Source organism: Nitriliruptor sp., assembly GCF_040882075.1.
Taxonomy (GTDB): domain Bacteria; phylum Actinomycetota; class Nitriliruptoria; order Nitriliruptorales; family Nitriliruptoraceae; genus Nitriliruptor.
Window position 1 is genome coordinate 1 of sequence record NZ_JBBEBZ010000066.1, and the last position, 17,093, is coordinate 17,093.

The 17,093-nt window shown below is 72.0% G+C and carries 17 protein-coding genes; 7 read left to right on the forward strand and 10 right to left on the reverse strand.

All coding sequences use genetic code 11. The annotated features are described in order from the left end of the window. The 4 genes from WEB03_RS03095 to WEB03_RS03110 form a co-directional block, all read right to left on the reverse strand. The coding region (locus WEB03_RS03095; RefSeq protein ID WP_368069506.1) for an SNF2 helicase-associated domain-containing protein at positions 1–1,750 on the reverse strand (1,750 nt) is incomplete at its 3' end. 127 nt (positions 1,751–1,877) lie between these two features. Further along, entirely contained in the window at positions 1,878–2,021 is a 144-nt protein-coding gene (locus WEB03_RS03100) for a hypothetical protein (RefSeq protein ID WP_368069507.1), read from the reverse strand. After that, entirely contained in the window at positions 2,021–2,371 is a 351-nt protein-coding gene (locus tag WEB03_RS03105) for a nucleotidyltransferase domain-containing protein (RefSeq protein ID WP_368069508.1), read from the reverse strand. Before WEB03_RS03105 ends, WEB03_RS03100 begins: the two co-directional genes overlap by 1 nt. Next, positions 2,353–2,850 carry a DUF2505 domain-containing protein gene (locus tag WEB03_RS03110; protein ID WP_368069509.1) on the reverse strand — a complete coding sequence of 166 codons (498 nt, stop codon included), beginning with the start codon at positions 2,848–2,850 and terminating at the stop codon, positions 2,353–2,355. Before WEB03_RS03110 ends, WEB03_RS03105 begins: the two co-directional genes overlap by 19 nt. A gap of 155 nt (positions 2,851–3,005) precedes the next feature. Here WEB03_RS03110 and WEB03_RS03115 point away from each other — a divergent pair, with 155 nt between their 5' ends. The 3 genes from WEB03_RS03115 (at position 3,006) to WEB03_RS03125 (ending at position 6,075) form a co-directional block, all read left to right on the forward strand. Next, the gene (locus WEB03_RS03115) at positions 3,006–4,274 is read left to right on the forward strand and encodes a Glu/Leu/Phe/Val dehydrogenase (RefSeq protein WP_368069510.1); all 1,269 of its coding nucleotides are present in this window, start codon (positions 3,006–3,008) and stop codon (positions 4,272–4,274) included. Positions 4,275–4,348: 74 nt separating this feature from the next. After that, positions 4,349–5,206, forward strand: a complete 858-nt coding sequence (locus WEB03_RS03120; RefSeq protein WP_368069511.1) for a serine hydrolase domain-containing protein — start codon at positions 4,349–4,351, stop codon at positions 5,204–5,206. Beyond that, on the forward strand, positions 5,203–6,075 hold the full coding sequence (locus WEB03_RS03125) for an SDR family oxidoreductase (protein WP_368069512.1): 873 nt from the start codon (positions 5,203–5,205) through the stop codon (positions 6,073–6,075). The genes WEB03_RS03120 and WEB03_RS03125 overlap by 4 nt, the downstream gene beginning before the upstream one ends. A gap of 14 nt (positions 6,076–6,089) precedes the next feature. Here WEB03_RS03125 and WEB03_RS03130 read toward each other — a convergent pair whose 3' ends face one another. Then, positions 6,090–7,910 (reverse strand): ABC transporter ATP-binding protein, encoded by a 1,821-nt coding sequence (locus WEB03_RS03130; protein WP_368069513.1) that lies wholly within the window; start codon positions 7,908–7,910, stop codon positions 6,090–6,092. A gap of 184 nt (positions 7,911–8,094) precedes the next feature. Here WEB03_RS03130 and WEB03_RS03135 point away from each other — a divergent pair, with 184 nt between their 5' ends. Further along, a complete protein-coding gene (locus tag WEB03_RS03135) occupies positions 8,095–9,558 on the forward strand; it encodes a hypothetical protein (protein WP_368069514.1) in 1,464 nt (487 codons plus the stop codon). 50 nt (positions 9,559–9,608) lie between these two features. Here the strand turns inward: WEB03_RS03135 and rdgB are convergent, their stop codons facing one another. From rdgB to WEB03_RS03160, 5 genes are all read right to left on the reverse strand, one after another. Next, positions 9,609–10,241, reverse strand: coding sequence for an RdgB/HAM1 family non-canonical purine NTP pyrophosphatase (gene rdgB / locus WEB03_RS03140; RefSeq protein ID WP_368069515.1), 633 nt, complete (start codon positions 10,239–10,241; stop codon positions 9,609–9,611). After that, on the reverse strand, positions 10,238–10,942 hold the full coding sequence (gene rph, locus WEB03_RS03145) for a ribonuclease PH (RefSeq protein ID WP_368069516.1): 705 nt from the start codon (positions 10,940–10,942) through the stop codon (positions 10,238–10,240). Before rph ends, rdgB begins: the two co-directional genes overlap by 4 nt. A gap of 66 nt (positions 10,943–11,008) precedes the next feature. After that, on the reverse strand, positions 11,009–11,767 hold the full coding sequence (locus tag WEB03_RS03150; RefSeq protein ID WP_368069517.1) for an MBL fold metallo-hydrolase: 759 nt from the start codon (positions 11,765–11,767) through the stop codon (positions 11,009–11,011). 130 nt (positions 11,768–11,897) lie between these two features. Continuing rightward, on the reverse strand, positions 11,898–12,836 hold the full coding sequence (locus tag WEB03_RS03155) for a PLP-dependent cysteine synthase family protein (protein WP_368069518.1): 939 nt from the start codon (positions 12,834–12,836) through the stop codon (positions 11,898–11,900). 3 nt (positions 12,837–12,839) lie between these two features. Next, positions 12,840–13,163, reverse strand: coding sequence for a ubiquitin-like small modifier protein 1 (locus WEB03_RS03160; protein ID WP_368069519.1), 324 nt, complete (start codon positions 13,161–13,163; stop codon positions 12,840–12,842). A gap of 239 nt (positions 13,164–13,402) precedes the next feature. Between WEB03_RS03160 and WEB03_RS03165 the strand changes: the two genes are divergently transcribed. The 3 genes from WEB03_RS03165 to WEB03_RS03175 all read left to right on the forward strand — a co-directional run bounded on the left by WEB03_RS03165 (position 13,403) and on the right by WEB03_RS03175 (position 16,953). Beyond that, on the forward strand, positions 13,403–14,518 hold the full coding sequence (locus WEB03_RS03165; protein WP_368069520.1) for a winged helix-turn-helix domain-containing protein: 1,116 nt from the start codon (positions 13,403–13,405) through the stop codon (positions 14,516–14,518). 105 nt (positions 14,519–14,623) lie between these two features. Continuing rightward, positions 14,624–15,658, forward strand: a complete 1,035-nt coding sequence (add, locus tag WEB03_RS03170) for an adenosine deaminase (protein WP_368069521.1) — start codon at positions 14,624–14,626, stop codon at positions 15,656–15,658. A gap of 350 nt (positions 15,659–16,008) precedes the next feature. Beyond that, entirely contained in the window at positions 16,009–16,953 is a 945-nt protein-coding gene (locus WEB03_RS03175; protein WP_368069522.1) for a hypothetical protein, read from the forward strand. The last annotated feature ends 140 nt before the right edge of the window (positions 16,954–17,093 follow it).

Genomic DNA, 17,093 nt, shown 5'->3' on the forward strand with positions numbered 1-17,093 from the left:
CCGCGTCGAGGAACGCCAGCCACGCGAGCCCGCGTTCCTGGTAGGGCCGGAGCTGACCGTCGAGGCCAGCGGGCGTGGTCAGTGCCTCGATCTGCCGATCGGCGTCACCATCGAGGAGCACCCCGAGCGGACCGTCGGCGTCGATCCCGGCGAACTCGAGCTCCGTGCCCGCGTCGGCGACGCCGAGCCCGATCCGTGCGGCCTCGGCGACCGTCATCTCGCCGCTTCCGCCGTCGGTCAGGAGCCGGAGCGCAGCGGCGAGATCGTCCTCACGCAGTTCGACCCAGCGGCCGCGGAGCCGGACCAGCGGGGCCTTGAGGCGCGCGAGCTCGGTCAGCTCCTCGACGGTCAGGCTCTGGTCGCCGATGGCGACCTGCCAGCGGTAGTCGACGATCCCCTCGTAACCGAGCAGCCCAGAGTCCTCGCCCGGCTCGGACCGTGACCGTCGCGCGGAGGTCTGCAGCCGTGCACCGAGCCGTGCGGGACGACGCAGCTCGTCGGGGAGCAACACGCCGAAGCCGGCCTGCTCGAGCAGCGATGCGGTGTCGCCGAGGAACGCCAGCACCTCGTCGAGGTCGAGGTCGAGCGCTTCCGGGCGGGCGACGGTGAGCGCTCGTCCGATCTCGGGGTAGAGGCGGGCAGCGCGACCGAGGTCGCCGAGCAACCGCTCCTCGGGGGCCTCGAAGGTGCGGTCGAGGAACCGCAGGGTCTCCTCGGAGGTCCAGATCTCGGCGGCCGGCACGATCAGGCTGGGGTCGTCCATCGCCTGGAGGGTGAACTCGAGCCGCCACGGCTGCGCCTCCTCCGCCACCTCGCCGGCGAGGCCGGGATCGCCATCCGATGCGAGATCGGTCGGGTCGGGCACGACGACCGGTGGCGGGCTGAGCCGGAACGCGGCCCGGAGCGGTGTCGCCCGCTGGCCCGAACGGTGCCACGCGGCGAGCTCCTTGGCCAGCAGCTGCAGCTCACCGACGTCGGGATGGACCACAGCGGGATCGGAGGCGGTGAGCGCGAGGAGCCACGCGGTCTCGACCCGCCGGCGTCCGCGGGCGCTGGTCAGACGCTGGCCGGCGAGCGCGTTCCGGCAGGCGGCGTCGACGAGCTGCTCGACCAGCTCGCGCAGGACGGTGCCCGGTGCTCGCTGGTCCTCGTCGGCGGCGGCCAGCAGCGCGGGCGGGAGGGCCGGCACCAGTGCCGCGAGCCGGTGACGCTCGACACGGTCGAGGACCGGCAGCCACCGCGCCTCGAACCGTCCGGCGCGCGCGTCGAGGCCGGGGACGACGCGGCCACGTGACGCCAGCTCCAACGCGAGCGTGGCGATGGTAGACGCGGCCCGAAGGGAGGCTGCCGGCCGTGCACCGGGGGGCGGCTCGGCCGGCAGGGACAGGAGCAGTTCGAGCGCGTCCGTCCCGGCGACCTCGACCGCGTCGGACCGCCAGGCCCGGAGCCCCCGCGCCGTCTCGGTGGCATCGTTGGCGCCCGGCAGATCCGGCGACGGCAGGGGCGCGGCGACACCCGTCGGCAGCAGCACCTGCGTCTCGGTCGCCGGCAGCGAGGAGGCGAGCGTGAGACCGGTGAGCTCCCCGAGCGCGATCCGGAGCTCGTCGTGGCGCACCGCGTACGGGTGCCGTCGCGGCCGGCCGTCGGCGGGAGCGCGCCCACGTGGTCGCGGCAGCCGGCCGGTGGTGAGCGACCGTTCGCCCCAGACGTGGAGGAGATCGTCGGACCACACCGCGTGCAGGACCGTCACGGGCCATCGCCTCGGGCGTCGTGGTCGCGCATCGGAACCATCTCCAATCGGGTCGAACCGTCCGGGGAAGGTTCACGGCGGTGGACTGCGGTGGTCGACGTCGCCAGCGTAGACGGCCACGTCCGCATCACCCGGACACGTGGCGCGCGAGCTCCTCACGCAGCTGCGTCAAGTCGTTCAGGCGATCTGCGTGCAACGTCGCGACGACGAGGTCGTCGTCGACCTCCCGCAGACGGTCCAGGAGCGCACGTAACCGCGCCGCATCGACCATCAGCGTTCTCCGGCGGCCATCGCCGCGAGCAGCTCGGCATCCATCGGGCGGGCGTGGTGTTGGAAGTCCACGTAGCGGGGGAACAGCCCGGTCTCGTAGCGCACGCGCTCGGGCCGTTCGAGACCGAACACGACGACACGTTCGGTGAGGATCCGACCGGCCAAGCGCAACGGCGCCGCCTCGAGGTCCACGAGATCGACCTCACGACCGAGGACACGTTCCAGTTCCACCCCGATGCGCAGCTGGAGGGCGAAGCGGTCGCCTACCTCGAGTCCCGGCTCGAAGTGGACGGCCACGTCCACGTCGGCCCTCGACCGATCGCGGAGTAGCGTCAGCGCTTGGCGAGCCACTCGTCGCCGGCGGCGAACTCGTTGCGGATCTGCTCCTCGACATCCGTCTCGGCCCAGTTCTCGAGCTTCTTGCCGAGCATCGGCACCTTGATCGACAGCTGGATCTCGACCTCGTAGGTGGTCTTGTCGTCGCCATCGGGCGCGATGAGGGTCGTGCCCTTCAGGTCGACCGGCGCACCGTCTTTGAACTGGGTGGTGAACGTCCCGCCGTAGGTACCGTCGCCGTTGTCGCTCCACTCATCGGTCGAGATGATGTGGTTCTTGGGCGAGAGCACCTTCTTGGCGAACCCCGGCAACTCGAGGGTCACGTCGCGAGCGATCCGGATGCGGATGCGGTCGTCGACGACGTCCTCCTCGACGATCTCGACGTTGTCGTGGCCGGCGCGTTCCGCCTTGGCCACGTGCGAGGCGGGGTCGGTGACCATCGCCCAGACCTGGTCGATCGGGGCGTCGAACGTGTGCGTCTCACGCTTCTTCACGCGGGCTCCCAGCGTCGCTGGTCGGGAACGCTAGTGCGCGTCCACCTTTCGACACCGACCGAGCGGGCATCGACGTCACCGACCTCGGCTGCTTGGGTCTCGTCCGGGCACGAGTGCTGACCATCACGGAGCCGAGAACCGATCGAGGAGCAACGGTGAACCTGGACACGACCGTCCGCGACGGGATGACCCCGTTCGAGGCCGTCAACCACTTCTTCGCGCGCGCCGCCGAGATCAACCAGCTCGGTGACGCCGCGATCGAGGTGCTCGCCGGTACCTACCGCGAACTGCGGGTGCAGCTGGCCGTCCGACGCGACGACGGTTCTCGGCTGATCTGCAACGGCTACCGGGTCCAGCACAACGGTGCCCGCGGCCCGTACAAGGGGGGCATCCGCTTCCACCCGGAGGCCGACATCGAGGAGGTGCGCGCGCTCGCCTCGCTGATGACGTGGAAGACCGCGCTCGTCGACGTCCCGTTCGGAGGTGCCAAGGGCGGCGTCCAGGTCGACCCGAGCAGACTGAGCGAACCCGAGCTCGAACGTCTGACGCGCCGCTACACCGACCAGATCGGATCGGTCCTCGGTCCGCAGCGCGACATCCCCGCCCCGGACATGAACACCAACGCCCAGACCATGAGCTGGATCCTCGACCAGTACGGCCGCAAGTACGGGCACACCCCGCAGATCGTGACCGGCAAGCCGATCGCGCTCGGTGGTTCGTACGGCCGCACCGAAGCGACCGGCCGGGGTGTGGTCATGACCATGGACGAGGCGGTGAGCGACGCGGGCCTCGGCGATCCGTCGGAGGTGTCGGTCGCGGTCCAGGGGTTCGGCAACGTCGGATCATGGGCGGCCCGCATCGCCGCTGAGGAGGGCTACCGGATCGTGGCCGTGTCGGACATCGAGGGCGGCATCCACGTCCCCGGTGGCATCAACATCGACCAGCTCGTCGCTCACGTCGCCGACACCGGCACCGTCACCGGTTTCCCCGGTAGCGACGCGGTGTCCAACGAGTCGCTGCTCGAGCTCGATGTGGACGTCCTCATCCCGGCCGCCATCGGCGAGGTGATCACCACCGAGAACGCCGACAGGATCCAGGCACGCATCGTGGTCGAAGGGGCCAACCACCCGACCACGCCGGTGGCCGACCGGATCCTCGGTGATCGAGGCATCACGGTCGTTCCCGACATCCTCGCCAACGCCGGCGGCGTGACCGTCAGCTACTACGAGTGGGTCCAGAACAACCAGGAGATGCGCTGGAGCCTCGAGGACGTCAACCGACGGCTCGAGGCCAAACTCCGACGTGCCTACCAGCAGTGCCGAGAGTTCCAGAGCGGCCACGAGGGCCTGTCGCTGCGTGAAGCCGGGTTCTCCCTGGCGGTCGCCCGCGTCGTCGAGGCAGCCGAGCTGCGCGGCTACATCTGATCGGCTCGACCGAGCCTCCACGGGGTCCGGGGTTCGCCTCGCGATCCCCATCCCGACCCTCCCGAGAGGCCACCGTGCCATCCAGCAGCGACGATGCGAGCGACCTCGGCGAGGTCCTCGGCGAGGTGGAGGGCTGGCTGCCCGACACCGTCGCCGTCGGCGTCACCGACGTGGACGGGACCCTCAGCGAGCACGGTGACACCGGCGAGGTGCTCGGCCTCGCGTCGGTCACCAAGCCGCTGGCGGCGTACGCGGTGCTGATCGCCGTCCGGGACGGGCTGGTCCACCTCGACGAACCGGCCGGTCCGAAGGCCGACCAGGGCGCGACGGTCCGCCACCTGCTGGCGCACGCGTCGGGGCTGCCGATGGACGAGGGCGGGGTGATGACCACCGTGCCGGGCAAGCGACGCATCTACTCGAACTGGGGCTACGAGATCCTCGGTGAGCTGGTCGGCGAGCGAGTGGGCGTGTCGTTCGGCGACCACCTCGCCCACGAGGTCCTCGAACCGCTCGGCATGGCTTCGACGGTCCTCGACGGTTCCCCGGCGAAGGACGGTCGCGGCACGGTCAGCGACCTGCTGCGCTTCGCCCGCGAGCTGCTCGCACCGACGTTGCTCGACGGTGAGCTCCACGAGGCCGCCACCACCATCGCGTTCCCCGACCTCGACGGGGTCGTGCCCGGCTACGGCAGACAGTCACCGTGCGACTGGGGGCTCGGCTTCGAGCTGAAGGGCGCCAAGTCACCGCACTGGACCGGGGATGCGCTCGACGCGTCGACCTTCGGCCACTTCGGTCGCAGCGGCTCGTTCCTGTGGGTCGACCCGACGCGGGGGCTCGCCGCGGCGGAGCTCGCCGACCGTGACTTCGACCGGTGGGCGAAGGAGGCGTGGCCCGGCTTCAACGACCGGGTCGTCGCTGCGGCCACCTCGTGAGCGACACGCCCGGCCGGGTCCTGATCGTGGGGTGTGGCGACCTCGGCACCGAGGTGGGCCTGCGGCTCGCGGCCCGTGGCCACGACGTCGTGGGGCTCCGCCGCTCGCCCGGCGTGCTCCCGGACGCCATCACCCCGCTGGCGGGCGACATCACCACCGATGGTGGCGTGCCGAGCCTGCCTGGCGACGTCGAGTTCGTCGTCCACGCGGTCGCCGGAGCCCGGGGCGCCGACGCGTACGCCGCCCTCTACCGCGACGGGCTCCGCCGCGTGCTCGACGCTCTGAACTCCGCCGGGGCTCGGCCGCGACGCGTCGTGTTCGTGTCGGCCACCTCGGTGTACGACGTCACCGACGGTTCGTCCGTGGACGAGGACACCCCGGCCGATCCGGCGACCGACACCGGCGCCGTGTTGCTCGAGACCGAGCACGTGCTCGCGGACGCCGGGCTGCCGAGCACCACGAGCCTGCGTCTCGCCGGCGTGTACGGCCCCGGACGGACGCGCGTGATCGATGAGGTCCGTGACGGATCAGCGCGGCTCCCCGACCCGCCGGTGCACACCAACCGCATCCACCGTGACGACGCGGCGAGCGCCGTCGGGCGGCTCCTGCTCGACGTCGACGAGCTCGCGCCGGTCTACCTCGGCGTCGACGACGACCCGGCGGACAAGGGCGAGGTGCTGCGGTTCCTCGCCGATGAGCTCGGCGTGCCGCACCCCCCACCCGCCGAGCCGGGCGCCGGTCGCAGCCGCGGCGGGGACAAGGCCTGCCGCAACGACCGGCTGCGTGCGACAGGCTGGACCCCGACCTACCCGACCTACCGGGAGGGCTACCGGGCCATCCTGGCAGGCGACGGGATCCGCTACCCCTGATCACCCCGCTGGCGTCACCGCGGTTCGGGTTCGAGCTCACCGGTCTGCACCCGCCAGAGGGCCGCGTAGGTGCCCTCGTGGGCGACCAGTTCGTCGTGCGTCCCGGACTCCACGACCTCGCCTTCGGCCAGCACGTGGATGCGGTCGGCGTGCCGGATCGTCGAGAGACGGTGGGCGATCACCAGCGACGTGCGGTGCTCGCTGATCCGTGCGAGCGAGCGTTGGATGGCGGCTTCGGTCTCGTTGTCGACCGCGGAGGTCGCCTCATCGAGGAGCAGGACCGCCGGATCGCGGAGCACGGCCCGGGCGATCGACAGCCGCTGCCGCTGACCGCCGGACAGCTTCTGCCCGCGCTCACCGACCAACGTGTCGTAGCCCTGTGGCAGCGCGAGGATGAACCCGTGCGCCTCGGCGGCCCGTGCCGCCTCCTCGACGTCGGCAGCGTCGGCATCGGGCTGGCCGTAGACGAGGTTGTCGCGCACGGTGCCGTGGAACAGGAACACGTCCTGGGCGACCAACGCGGTGGCGCCCCGCAGGTCGGCGGTGTCGAGCTCGCGGACGTCGTGCCCGTCGATCGTCACCCGTCCGCCCGTGACGTCGTAGAAGCGGAGCAGGAGCTTGACGATCGTGGACTTCCCCGCGCCGGTCGCACCGACCACCGCGTGGGTCTGCCCCGCGGGGACGTCGATGTCGATGCCGTGGAGCACCTCGAGGTCCGGAGCGCTCGGGTAGGCGAAGCGCACACCCTCGAACCGGAGGTGGCCACGAGGTGACGGCAGGTGCGTCGACCCCGAGCGGAGCGTCGGCTGCTCGGCGAGCAGGTCGAGAAGTCGACGCACCGACGCCATCGCCCGCTGGTAGAGGTCGAGGGTCTCGCCGATGCGGGTCAGCGGCCACAGCAGCCGCTGCACCACGAGGACCATGACCGAGTACTCCCCGACCTCGAGCCGGCCATCGAGGGTCTGGATGCCGCCCACGACGATGATCGCGGTGAACGCGGCCAGGATCGCCATCCGGATGACCGGCACGAACGCCGCCGACAACCGGATCGCGTGCCGGTTGGCCCGCTGGTAGCGGTCCGAACCTTCCGCGACACGCGCGGCCTCGCGACGTTCGGCGCCGAACGCCTTGATGGTGGCGATGCCGCCGAGGTTGTTGTTGAGCGTGGCGTTGAGGTCACCGACGCGTGCCCGGACGGCGGCGTACCGCGGTTCGAGGTGCCGTTGGAACCGCCACGTCCCCCACACGATGACGGGCATCGGCAGGAACGACACCAGGCCGATGGCCGGCGACAGGTACACGAACGCGCCGCCGATGAGCAGCACGGAGGTGACCACGTGCAGGATCTCGTGGGCGCCACGGTCGAGGAAACGCTCGAGCTGGTTGACGTCGTCGTTCAGCACCGACAGGAGCCCACCGGTGGACCGGTCCTCGAAGGCCGCCAGGTCGAGCGACTGCACGTGTTCGTAGGTCTCGACCCGCGCCTCGTGCTCGATGGTCTGGGCGAGGTTGCGCCACAGCACGTCCGCCGCGTAGTCGGTGAGCGACTCGAAGACCCACACCGCGACCGTGCCGGCCGCCACCACGTACAGCTGGGAACGCAGGTCGGTGACGCCGGTCCAGGCGCTGACGACCGACCCGCCCTGGCGGGTGACCACGTCGACCGCGACCCCGATGAGGAACGGTGGCGCGAGATCGGCAGCCGTGTTCAGCACCGACATGACGGTCGCGAGCACGACCCGTGCGCGGTGCCCCGCGGCGTACGCCCACAGCCGCAGCAGCGGCGCGCGGTCGTGGGCGGCCGCGGTCGCGCGGGCGGTGCGTCGATCGGGCACGAACGATCCTCGGAGGTGGGGTCGGACCGTTGACAGCGAGGGTCGGCGAGGCTACCCGTGACGGCCCGTCGACCCGTTCGTTGGGACGGGGGGCAGGTTCCGAGGCCGTCGCTGCCGAAGACCTCCCCGACGGGTTCGCCCCCCCCCGCCCCCCCCGCTCGCTCGTCCCGCTCCAGGAGTCCCCGTGCGCCGACCCCTAGCCACTCCGCTCGGCCGCGCAGCACTGGCGGGGGTGCTGCTGACCTCGATGCTCGCCACGCCTGGCCTGGCCCAGGAGCCGGCGCCGGAACTCGCGCCGGAGGACGCCGATCACCTCGTGCGGGAGGTGCAGAACGCGGCTCACGCGCTCGGGCGGCAGAGCGATCAGCTCACCAACCCCGACTTCGCTGCCGCGTTCACGGCCGGCACCGTCCAGACCTTCCCCGAGAACCTCGCGCGGCAGCTCCGCCAGCCGTTGTCGCCCATCCTGACCCTCGGTCAGCTCGTCCCGGGCGGACGGACCGCCGACCCGTTCCGTCTCACCTGGGCCGAGGACGGCCGCGGCCTTCGGACCCCGATCAGCTACGAGAACCGCTACGGCGCCACGATCCGTGGGGCGCTGTGGGCACCGAGCCTGCCGTTCACCGACCCCGTCACGGGGCGGACCAGATCGGGTCCGCTGCCGACCGTCGTGATCACCACCGGTTCGATCCAGGGCTTCCAGGAGATGTACCTGTGGGCGGCCCAGGGGCTCGCCGAGGCCGGGTACCTGGTGTTGCTCACCGACGTGCAGGGGCAGGGCAGCTCCGACACCTTCCCGGGCGGCAGCGTCCTCAGCTGTGACGTGCTCGGCCTGGCTGGTCGCGTGGCCTCGGGCGAGGAAGGCGCCGGTGAGGACGACCCGTGCCCGGGCGTCCCGTTCCAGCAGCGGGCCAACTTCGTCGAAGGCACCGAGGACGCGCTCCAGTGGCTGCTGTCGGCGAGCAACCCGCTCCGCGGCCTGGTCGACGCCTCACGCGTCGGCCTCGCTGGCCACAGCCTCGGCGCGTCGGCGATCACCGAGGTCGGCAACCGTGCCGTGCCGGTCCCCGAACTGCCGGACCTGCGGATCCGCGCCGTCGTCGGCTGGGACGACGCGAACCTCCCGGCGGAGATGACCCCGCGGGTCCCCACGATGGGGCAGGCGGCCGAAGCGTTCTTCACCCCGCCGCTGGACCCGACCCCACCCGATCCGGACGCGCACCTGACCACCCACGAACGGTTCGTCGAGGCGGGCGTCCCGACCCACCACGTCAGCCTGCGGGGATCCACCCACCTCGAGTGGACCTACATCCCCGCGTTGCTGCCCGCGTCGTCCGCCGGTGAACGCGTCGCGATGCACTACACCCTGGCCTGGTTCGACCGGTTCCTCAAGGGCGCGTCGGGGGGCGGCACGCCCGCCACCGAGTGGCGGGCCCAGCGGGCCGACGCGCTGGAGCGGCTGACGGCGTCCACCTTCGACGGCTCCGCGGACGCCTCGGCGATCGGGGCCGGCCGGTGGGTGGCACCCGACGGCAACACCCCGATCACGATCGCCGGTGACGACGTGGTCGACCACCTGTCGTACAAGTACCGCTCGGCCTACGTGGTCGACGGGCGGACCTGCGAGGACCTGCGCGACGGCTGCTGACGCGTACTGCTGACGCGTACTGCTGACGCGTGCTGCCGGCCCGGGGGGCCTCAGCCGTCGGCGAGCCAGCGACCGACGTCCTCGGCGAGCGACGAGAACGCCGCACCGCGGTGGCTGATCGCGTCCTTCTCCTCGGCGCTGAGCTCGCCGTTGGTGCGACCGTCGGCCGTCGCGTCCGCCACGAAGTAGGGGTCGTAGCCGAACCCGTTGGTCCCTCGCGGTCCGTCGACGACCCGCCCCTCCATCGTCCCGCGGCGGGTGATCTCCTCACCTTCGACCGTCACCAGCGCTGCGGCGCAGACGAACCGGCCGGTCCGCTGCTCCGGTGGCGTGGCGCCGAGCGCATCGACCAGCTTGGTGTTGTTGTCGGCGTCGGTCGCGTCCCCGCCCGCGTACCGGGCCGACCGCACCCCGGGGGCGCCCCCGAGCGCATCCACCTCGATGCCGGAGTCGTCGGCGATAGCGGGCAGCCCCGTCGCGGCGACGCAGGCACGCGCCTTCAGGAGCGCGTTGGCCTCGAAGGTGTCCCCGTCCTCGACCGGAGTCGGGACGTCGAGGTCGGTCATGGCCACCAGCTCCAGCGCACCGTCCGCGACGGCGGGGATGGCCTCGGCGAGCAGCCGCTCGATCTCGGCGAGCTTGTGGGCGTTGCCGGTGGCGACCACGATCCGCCGGGCGGTCACGCCGACGGCTCGGCGTCGACCGCGGCGCGCTGGATGACGAACAGCTCCTCGCAGCCGGCGACGGCGAGGTCGAGCAGTTCGTCGAGCTCGCTGCGGCCGAACGCGGCGCCCTCCGCGGTGCCCTGGACCTCCACGAGGCGACCGTCGGCGGTGGCGACGATGTTCATGTCGACGTCGGCGCGGTGATCCTCCTCGTAGGGGAGGTCGAGCACGGGCTGGCCGTCGACGATACCGACCGAGATGGCCGCGATCTGTCCGGTGAGTGCCGACTCGAACCCGTGCCGGCGCATCGCACGTGCCAGCGCCACCCACCCGCCGGTGATCGCGGCCGTGCGCGTCCCACCGTCGGCGTCGAGCACGTCGCAGTCCACGGTGAGCGTCACGTCCGGCAGCGAATCGAGGTCGACGACCGCCCGCAGGGAGCGACCGATGAGCCGCTCGATCTCCTTGGAGCGACCGCCCGGGCCGTTGCGTTCACGGCGCGATCGGGTGTCGGTGGCACCGGGGAGCATGGCGTACTCGCCGGTGACCCACCCTCGGCGTTCGCGGAAGCGCGGCGCTCCCTCCTCGTGCGAGGCGGCGCACAGCACGCGGGTGTCGCCGAAGCGGACGAGCGCCGACCCAGCGGGGTGACGTTGCGTGTCCGTCTCGATGGAGACGGGGCGGAGCTGGTCGGCGTTGCGACCGTCGGCGCGGGGCACGGTTCCTCGTCAGGGTCGGGAGCGGTGAACGCTACCGAGCCGCCTCGCAGGTCGGAGCCGACCGGATCAGATCAGCAACCAGCTGCGCAGGTCCTCGGCCAGGGCGAGGTCGCCCGCGTAGGTCTCCTGGGCTTCAGCGAGCGACCGGTTCCGGTCGAGCGATCCGAGCACGTGGGTCAGGACCAGGCGGCGGGCGCCCGCTTCGGTCGCGAGCCGGCCCGCCTCGCGTGCGCTGAGGTGCATGCCCTCGGGCACGCCGTCGCCGTCCCCCTGCCAGGTGGCCTCGCACAGGAACAGGTCGGTGTCGCGCGCGAGCTCGATCAGGTCGGGGCACCACGCGGTGTCGCTGGAGTACACGAAGCTGGCCCCATCGACCTCGACCTTGGCGGCCACCGTCGGGACCGGGTGGACCGTGTCCGCGAGCGACACCTGCATCGGTCCGACACGGAAGCGGTCGCCTCCTGCGACCTCCGTGACGTGGAAGACCTCGCCGAACCCGAGCGTCGAATCGTGCGACAGCAGACCGGTCAGGGTCTCGACGACCTCCGCAGCGGCGTACAGCTCGATCGGTTGCGGCCCCTTCGGGTGGAACCGCAGCGCGTAGAACATCCCGATCAGATCGATGCAGTGGTCGACGTGGCGGTGGGTGATGAGGATCGCGTCGAGGTCGGCCGGACGGGTCACACGCTGCAGGTTCGCCGTCGACCCGTTGCCGCAGTCGATCAGCAGCTGGTGGCCATCGGCGCGGGCGAGGTAGCCCGAGCATGCCCGCCCAGGTCCGGTGTGCGAGCCCGAGCATCCGAGCACGGTGACGTCGAATGTCACGCGCATCCTCTCGCCTCCGCCGACCCCCCCGGCCGGCGCGGGAAGCCTACCGAGGCGTGCGGAACGTCTCCCCCGGCCATCCCGCCGAGATCCGGGCCTCGGCGCGCAGCGCGGCGAGGACCTCCCGCGCTCAGGCCCAGAGCGTGCCGCTGATCCGTTCGGCGATCTCGGCCACGTCGCCGGGGGCGTACGCGCCGGTCGACAGGTACTTCCACCCGCCGTCGGGCGAGAGCGCGACGACCTTGGCGCCCTCCGGCAACCGGGAGCAGACCCGTGCGGCGACCACCAGAGCAGCGCCGGTCGAGACCCCCGCGAAGATGCCCTCCTCCTGGGCGAGCCGCCGGGTCCACTCGAGCGCATCGAGGGAGTTGACCTTGATGCGGCTGTCGAGCACCGACGGGTCGAGCACCTCGGGCACGTAGCCCTCGTCGAGGTTGCGTAGACCGTAGACGAGGTCGCCGTACTCCGGTTCGGCTGCGAAGACCTTGATCGCGGGGTCCCAGCGCTTGAGCCGTCTGCCCGCTCCGGTCACCGTGCCGCCGGTGCCGAGCCCCGCGACGAACGCCGCGACGTCGGGCAGGTCAGCGATGATCTCGGGTGCGGTGGTCTCGTAGTGCGCGAGCGCGTTGGCCACGTTGCCGTACTGGAAGGGCATGTAGACGTCAGGGTCGGCGTCGGCCATCTCGCGGGCCACGCGGACCGAGCCGTTCGATCCCTCGCTCGCGGGCGAGTGGACGATGTCGACGCCGAACAGCTCGAGGATCTGCTTGCGCTCCTCGGAGGTGTTCTCCGGCATGACGCAGGTCAGCGGGTAGCCCTTGACCCGGCAGATCGCGGCCAGCCCGATCCCGGTGTTCCCCGAGGTGGGCTCGAGCACGCGCCCACCGGGGCGGAGCTCACCCGAGGATTCGCCCGCCTCGATGAGGTACTTGGCGACGCGGTCCTTGACCGACCCGGTCGGGTTGTGGCCCTCGAGCTTGAGGTACAGCTCGTAGCCCGGCGGCGACAACCGCGGCAGGCCGACGAGCGGCGTGTTGCCGACCGCCTGGGAGATGTCGTCGAAGCGCAACCGTCAGGCGCCAGCGCCACCCGCGGACAGGTGGCGCGGGGCGTGCTCGCTCCGCTGCGCGCCACCCGCGACCGCGGGCATGATCGCGACCTCGCCGTCGGGGTCGACCTTCGAGTCGAGGCCATCGAGGTAGCGCACGTCCTCGTCGTCGACGTAGACGTTGATGAAGCCGCGCAGCTTGCCGTCCTCGAACAGTGAGTCGTCGATCGTCGGGTGCTGCGCCACCACGTTCGAGAGGACCTCGCCGACCGTCGCGCCCTCGGCCTCGACCTTGGCGTCACCACCCGTGCGCTTGCGCAGGACGGTCGGGATGCGGACGGTGGCCATCGGGAGCCTCGCTCGGGCGTTCGGGGACGGACGGGACCGGCAACCGCGCACGGCCGCCGGGACGGCTGCGCAGGGTAACCCTCGGGTCACGGGGGCCCACGCGCCGGGGTGAACGCCCCGAGCCCGTCGAGGCTTCCCACGGCTAGCGTCCGCGCCCGATGAGGACCCTGTCGCTGGCTGCCGCCCGTCGCCTCGCGCTCACGGCGCAGGGGCTGCATCGGCCGCGGCCCGACGCTTCGGTGCGACGCGACGTCCGACACCTGCGCCGGGTCGTCGCGCACACCGACATCGTGCAGCTCGACTCGGTCAACGTGCTGGCCCGAGCTCACGAGCTGCCGTTCTGGTCGCGCATCGGCCCGCACGACCGCGCCGAGCGGGACGCCTGGCTGTGGCGGTCGCGCGAGCTGTACGAGGGGTGGATCCACGTGCAGTCCTGCACGTCGGTCGACGTGTGGCCGCTCCTGCACCACCGGCGGGATGCGGTGCTGAAGTGGCCCGGACTGCAGCGTGTGATCGAGGAGGACCCGGGCTACCTCGATGTCGTCCTCGCGGAGGTCGCCGTGAACGGCCCGACCTCGGTCCGGGACCTGGCCGACCCGGGGTCCCGCAGCGGGCCGTGGTGGGGCAACCCGAAGGGCAAGACCGCCCTCGACTTCCTCCACACCCGCGGCGACCTGGCCGTGCACGACCGCACCGCCAACTTCGTCACCGTCTACGACCTCACCGAACGGATCATCCCGGCGCATGTGCGCGACGCCGAGGTGCCACCCATCGAGGTGGCGCGTGAACAGCTGGTGCTGCGTGCCGCCCGGGCCCATGGCGTGGCCACGGCCCGCGACCTCGCCGACCACCACCGCCAGCGCCAGCTCGACATCCGGCCAGCCGTCGCGGCGCTCGTCGCCCGCGGTGAGCTCGAGGAGGTGCGTGTCCGCGGCCTCGAGTCCGAACCTCGCTACCTCGTCGCCGGCGCACGGATCGCGCGTGAGATCCCCGCGCGGTCGCTGCTCAGCCCGTTCGATCCGGTGGTGTGGTTCCGGGACCGGGCCGAGGCGCTGTTCGACTTCACCTACCGCATCGAGATCTACGTCCCTGAACCGAAGCGCGTGTACGGGTACTACGTGCTGCCGTTCCTGCTCGGCGACCGCATCGTCGCGCGGGTCGACCTCAAGGCGGACCGCCGCAGCGGCCAGCTGCTGGTCAAGGGCGCCTTCGCGGAGCCCGACGTCGACCGGTCCCACGTCGCACGCGAGCTGGCCGAGGAGCTGTCGGACATCGGCGCGTGGCTGGACGTCCCCGAGGTGGTGGTCTCACCGAACGGCGACCTCACCGCCGACCTGCGGCGCCTCGTCTCCTGAAGGCCCGTGGCCGGTGGACCTCGCCGTCCCACCGGACCGGCACCCGGGGGTAGCGTCGACCGACCGACGGCCGCACCCGGCCGATCACCGACCCCCGGAGGACCCGTGGACGCCGAGCTGGCACGTCGCGCCCCGAAGGTCGTGCTGCACGACCACCTCGACGGCGGGTTGCGCGTGACGACCGTGCTCGAGCTCGCCGACCGCATCGGCCACCCGCTCCCGACCGACGACGAAGCGGGCCTACGGGCGTGGTTCTTCCAGGGAGGCCGCGGCGCCGACCTGCCCCGCTACCTCGAGGCCTTCGACCAGACCGTGGCGCTGCTGCAGGACCGGGACGCGATCCGTCGCGTCGCCCGCGAGTTCGCCGAGGACCTGTCCGCCGACGGCATCGTCCACGGCGAGGTCCGGTACGCGCCGGAGCTGTCGACCACCGGTGGCCTGTCCTACGACGAGGTCCTCGAGTCGATCCTGGCGGGGTTCGAGGAGGGCCCGGCCGACGTCGAGGTCCGCTTGATCGTCTGCGCGTTGCGGCACCTGCCGAACGCCCCCGACGCGTTCGCCGCAGCCACCCGGTTCGCCGACGCGGGCGTGGTGGCGATCGACCTCGCCGGCCCCGAGGACGGGTTCCCCGCCGCCGACCACGCCGCCGCCATCGAGGTGGCTCGTGAGGCGGGCTTCGGCGTGACCCTGCACGCGGGCGAAGCGTTCGGGCTGCCGTCGATCTCCGACGCGCTCGACCAGGGCGCGACCCGGCTCGGGCACGGCGTGCGGATCGTCGACGACCTCGACGCCGACGACCAGCCCGGTCCCGTGGCGAGCCGCGTCCTCACCGGCGGGGTCGCGCTCGAGGTCTGTCCGACCTCCAACGTCCACACGGGGGTCAGCGCCGACGTGGCCTCGCACCCGATCGAGCGGCTGCGACGTGCCGGCTTCGCGGTGACCCTCAACACCGACAACCGGTTGATGAGCGACGTCACCCTCACCAGCGAGGCGATCGCGTGCCGCGACGCCTTCGGGTGGACGCTCGACGACCTCGAGACGGTCACCGCCACGGCCGTCGAGGCGGCCTTCCTCGACGACGCCGGACGCGAGGCACTCCGTGACCGCGTCTCCCGAGGCTTCGCCGCCCTCCGCCCCTGAGTCGGTTCGCTCGCACCCTCGGGCAGGGACGCCCTCCGCCCCTGACCTGCGGCCCGGCACCCGAACCCGACCCGGCCCTACTCCCGCCTGCCCCTCGTGGCCTACCGGTAGACGGGGAGGGGCATATCCGCCCCTCGTGGCCTACCGGTAGACGGATCCGGTGCAGCGAGGCGGTGCCAGGTGGCCTACCGGTAGACGCCAGGGGGCACATGAGCCCCTCACCACCTACCGGTAGACGGGACAGACACGGCGAGGTGGCCCGGCGGGGGGCGACGCGGAACGGGCCCGTCATCCACAGCCGTGCCGGGGTCCGCTCGGACACCGGTGCCCACGACGGGCAGGGTGCGCCCATGTCCGCTGCCGCAGAGCTCCGCAGAGCCGTCACCGAACGTCACGGTGTCGCTGACGTGCACCTCGCCGTCACCCACGGGGTCGCGAAGCACGAGTTCTACCGGGACACCGCAGGAACCGGATGGTCGGCGCCGCTGCCTGGTGTCCGGGTCCGCAAGGGCGTGCCTCGGAGCGTGAAACGCGATCTGGCGACGGTCGCTGCGGCGAGCACACACCTCGTGGCAGCCTCCGAGCTGACGGCCGCGTGGTTGCTCGGCGCTCGCCAGCGGCCGACTCGACCGGCCACGTTCGTCATCGCGTACGGCACCGACGTCCCGAACCTGCGCGGCACCCGCGGACGCCGCGCCCGGTGGCTGCTCCCGAGCGATGTCGAGGTTCGTGACGGCGTGCCGACCCTCGTCGGTCCGGCCGTCGCTGTCTCCGCGTCCCGACTCCGAGCCGAGCAGCTGCGAGCGCTGCTCATCGACCTCGGCTTCAACGGCACGTGCACCCCCGAGGAGGTGCTCGACCGACTGGACACCGTCGGCCCGGTACCGGGGCGCGGGACGCTTCGACGAGAGTGCGAGCGTCTCGTCGGACGCACGGTCGAGTCGATCTTCCAGGAGGACGTGCTCGAGGCGCTCACCGAACTCGGGTACCGGCCGGAGCGTTCCACGTTCCGGATCGAGACCTCGGACGGTGTGGGCCTGACCAGCGACGTCGCGCTGAAGGACTGGAAGGTCTCGCTGGAACCGGAGGGCGACGCCTTCCACTCGTCCCGCGAGCAGCGCCGCCTGGACCGCCGACGGATGGCGGCCTACGCCGGCACCGAGTGGGCGCCGGTCCCGATCGACTGGCGTGACTGGCGGGACGACCGCGGCCACGTGCTCGACGCGATCGATGCGGCGATCGAGAGCCAACGCCGACGCGGCATCGGCCAGGACGTGCCCCCACCGCGTCGCTGAACGCGCTGACCTGGTCCGACCCGTCTACCGGTAGGCCACAGGGGGCAAGTCTGCCCCTCCCCGTCTACCGGTAGGCGGCAACGTGGTCTACCGGTAGGCCACAGGGGGCAAGTCTGCCCCTCCCCGTCTACCGGTAGGCG

What these genes read in the sequence shown, in the direction of transcription:
- WEB03_RS03100 (WP_368069507.1), bottom strand. Translation starts at nt 2,021, where the DNA reads ATGGTCGATGCGGCGCGGTTACGTGCGCTCCTGGACCGTCTGCGGGAG.
- WEB03_RS03160 (WP_368069519.1), bottom strand. Translation starts at nt 13,163, where the DNA reads ATGGCCACCGTCCGCATCCCGACCGTCCTGCGCAAGCGCACGGGTGGT.
- WEB03_RS03175 (WP_368069522.1), top strand. Translation starts at nt 16,009, where the DNA reads ATGTCCGCTGCCGCAGAGCTCCGCAGAGCCGTCACCGAACGTCACGGT.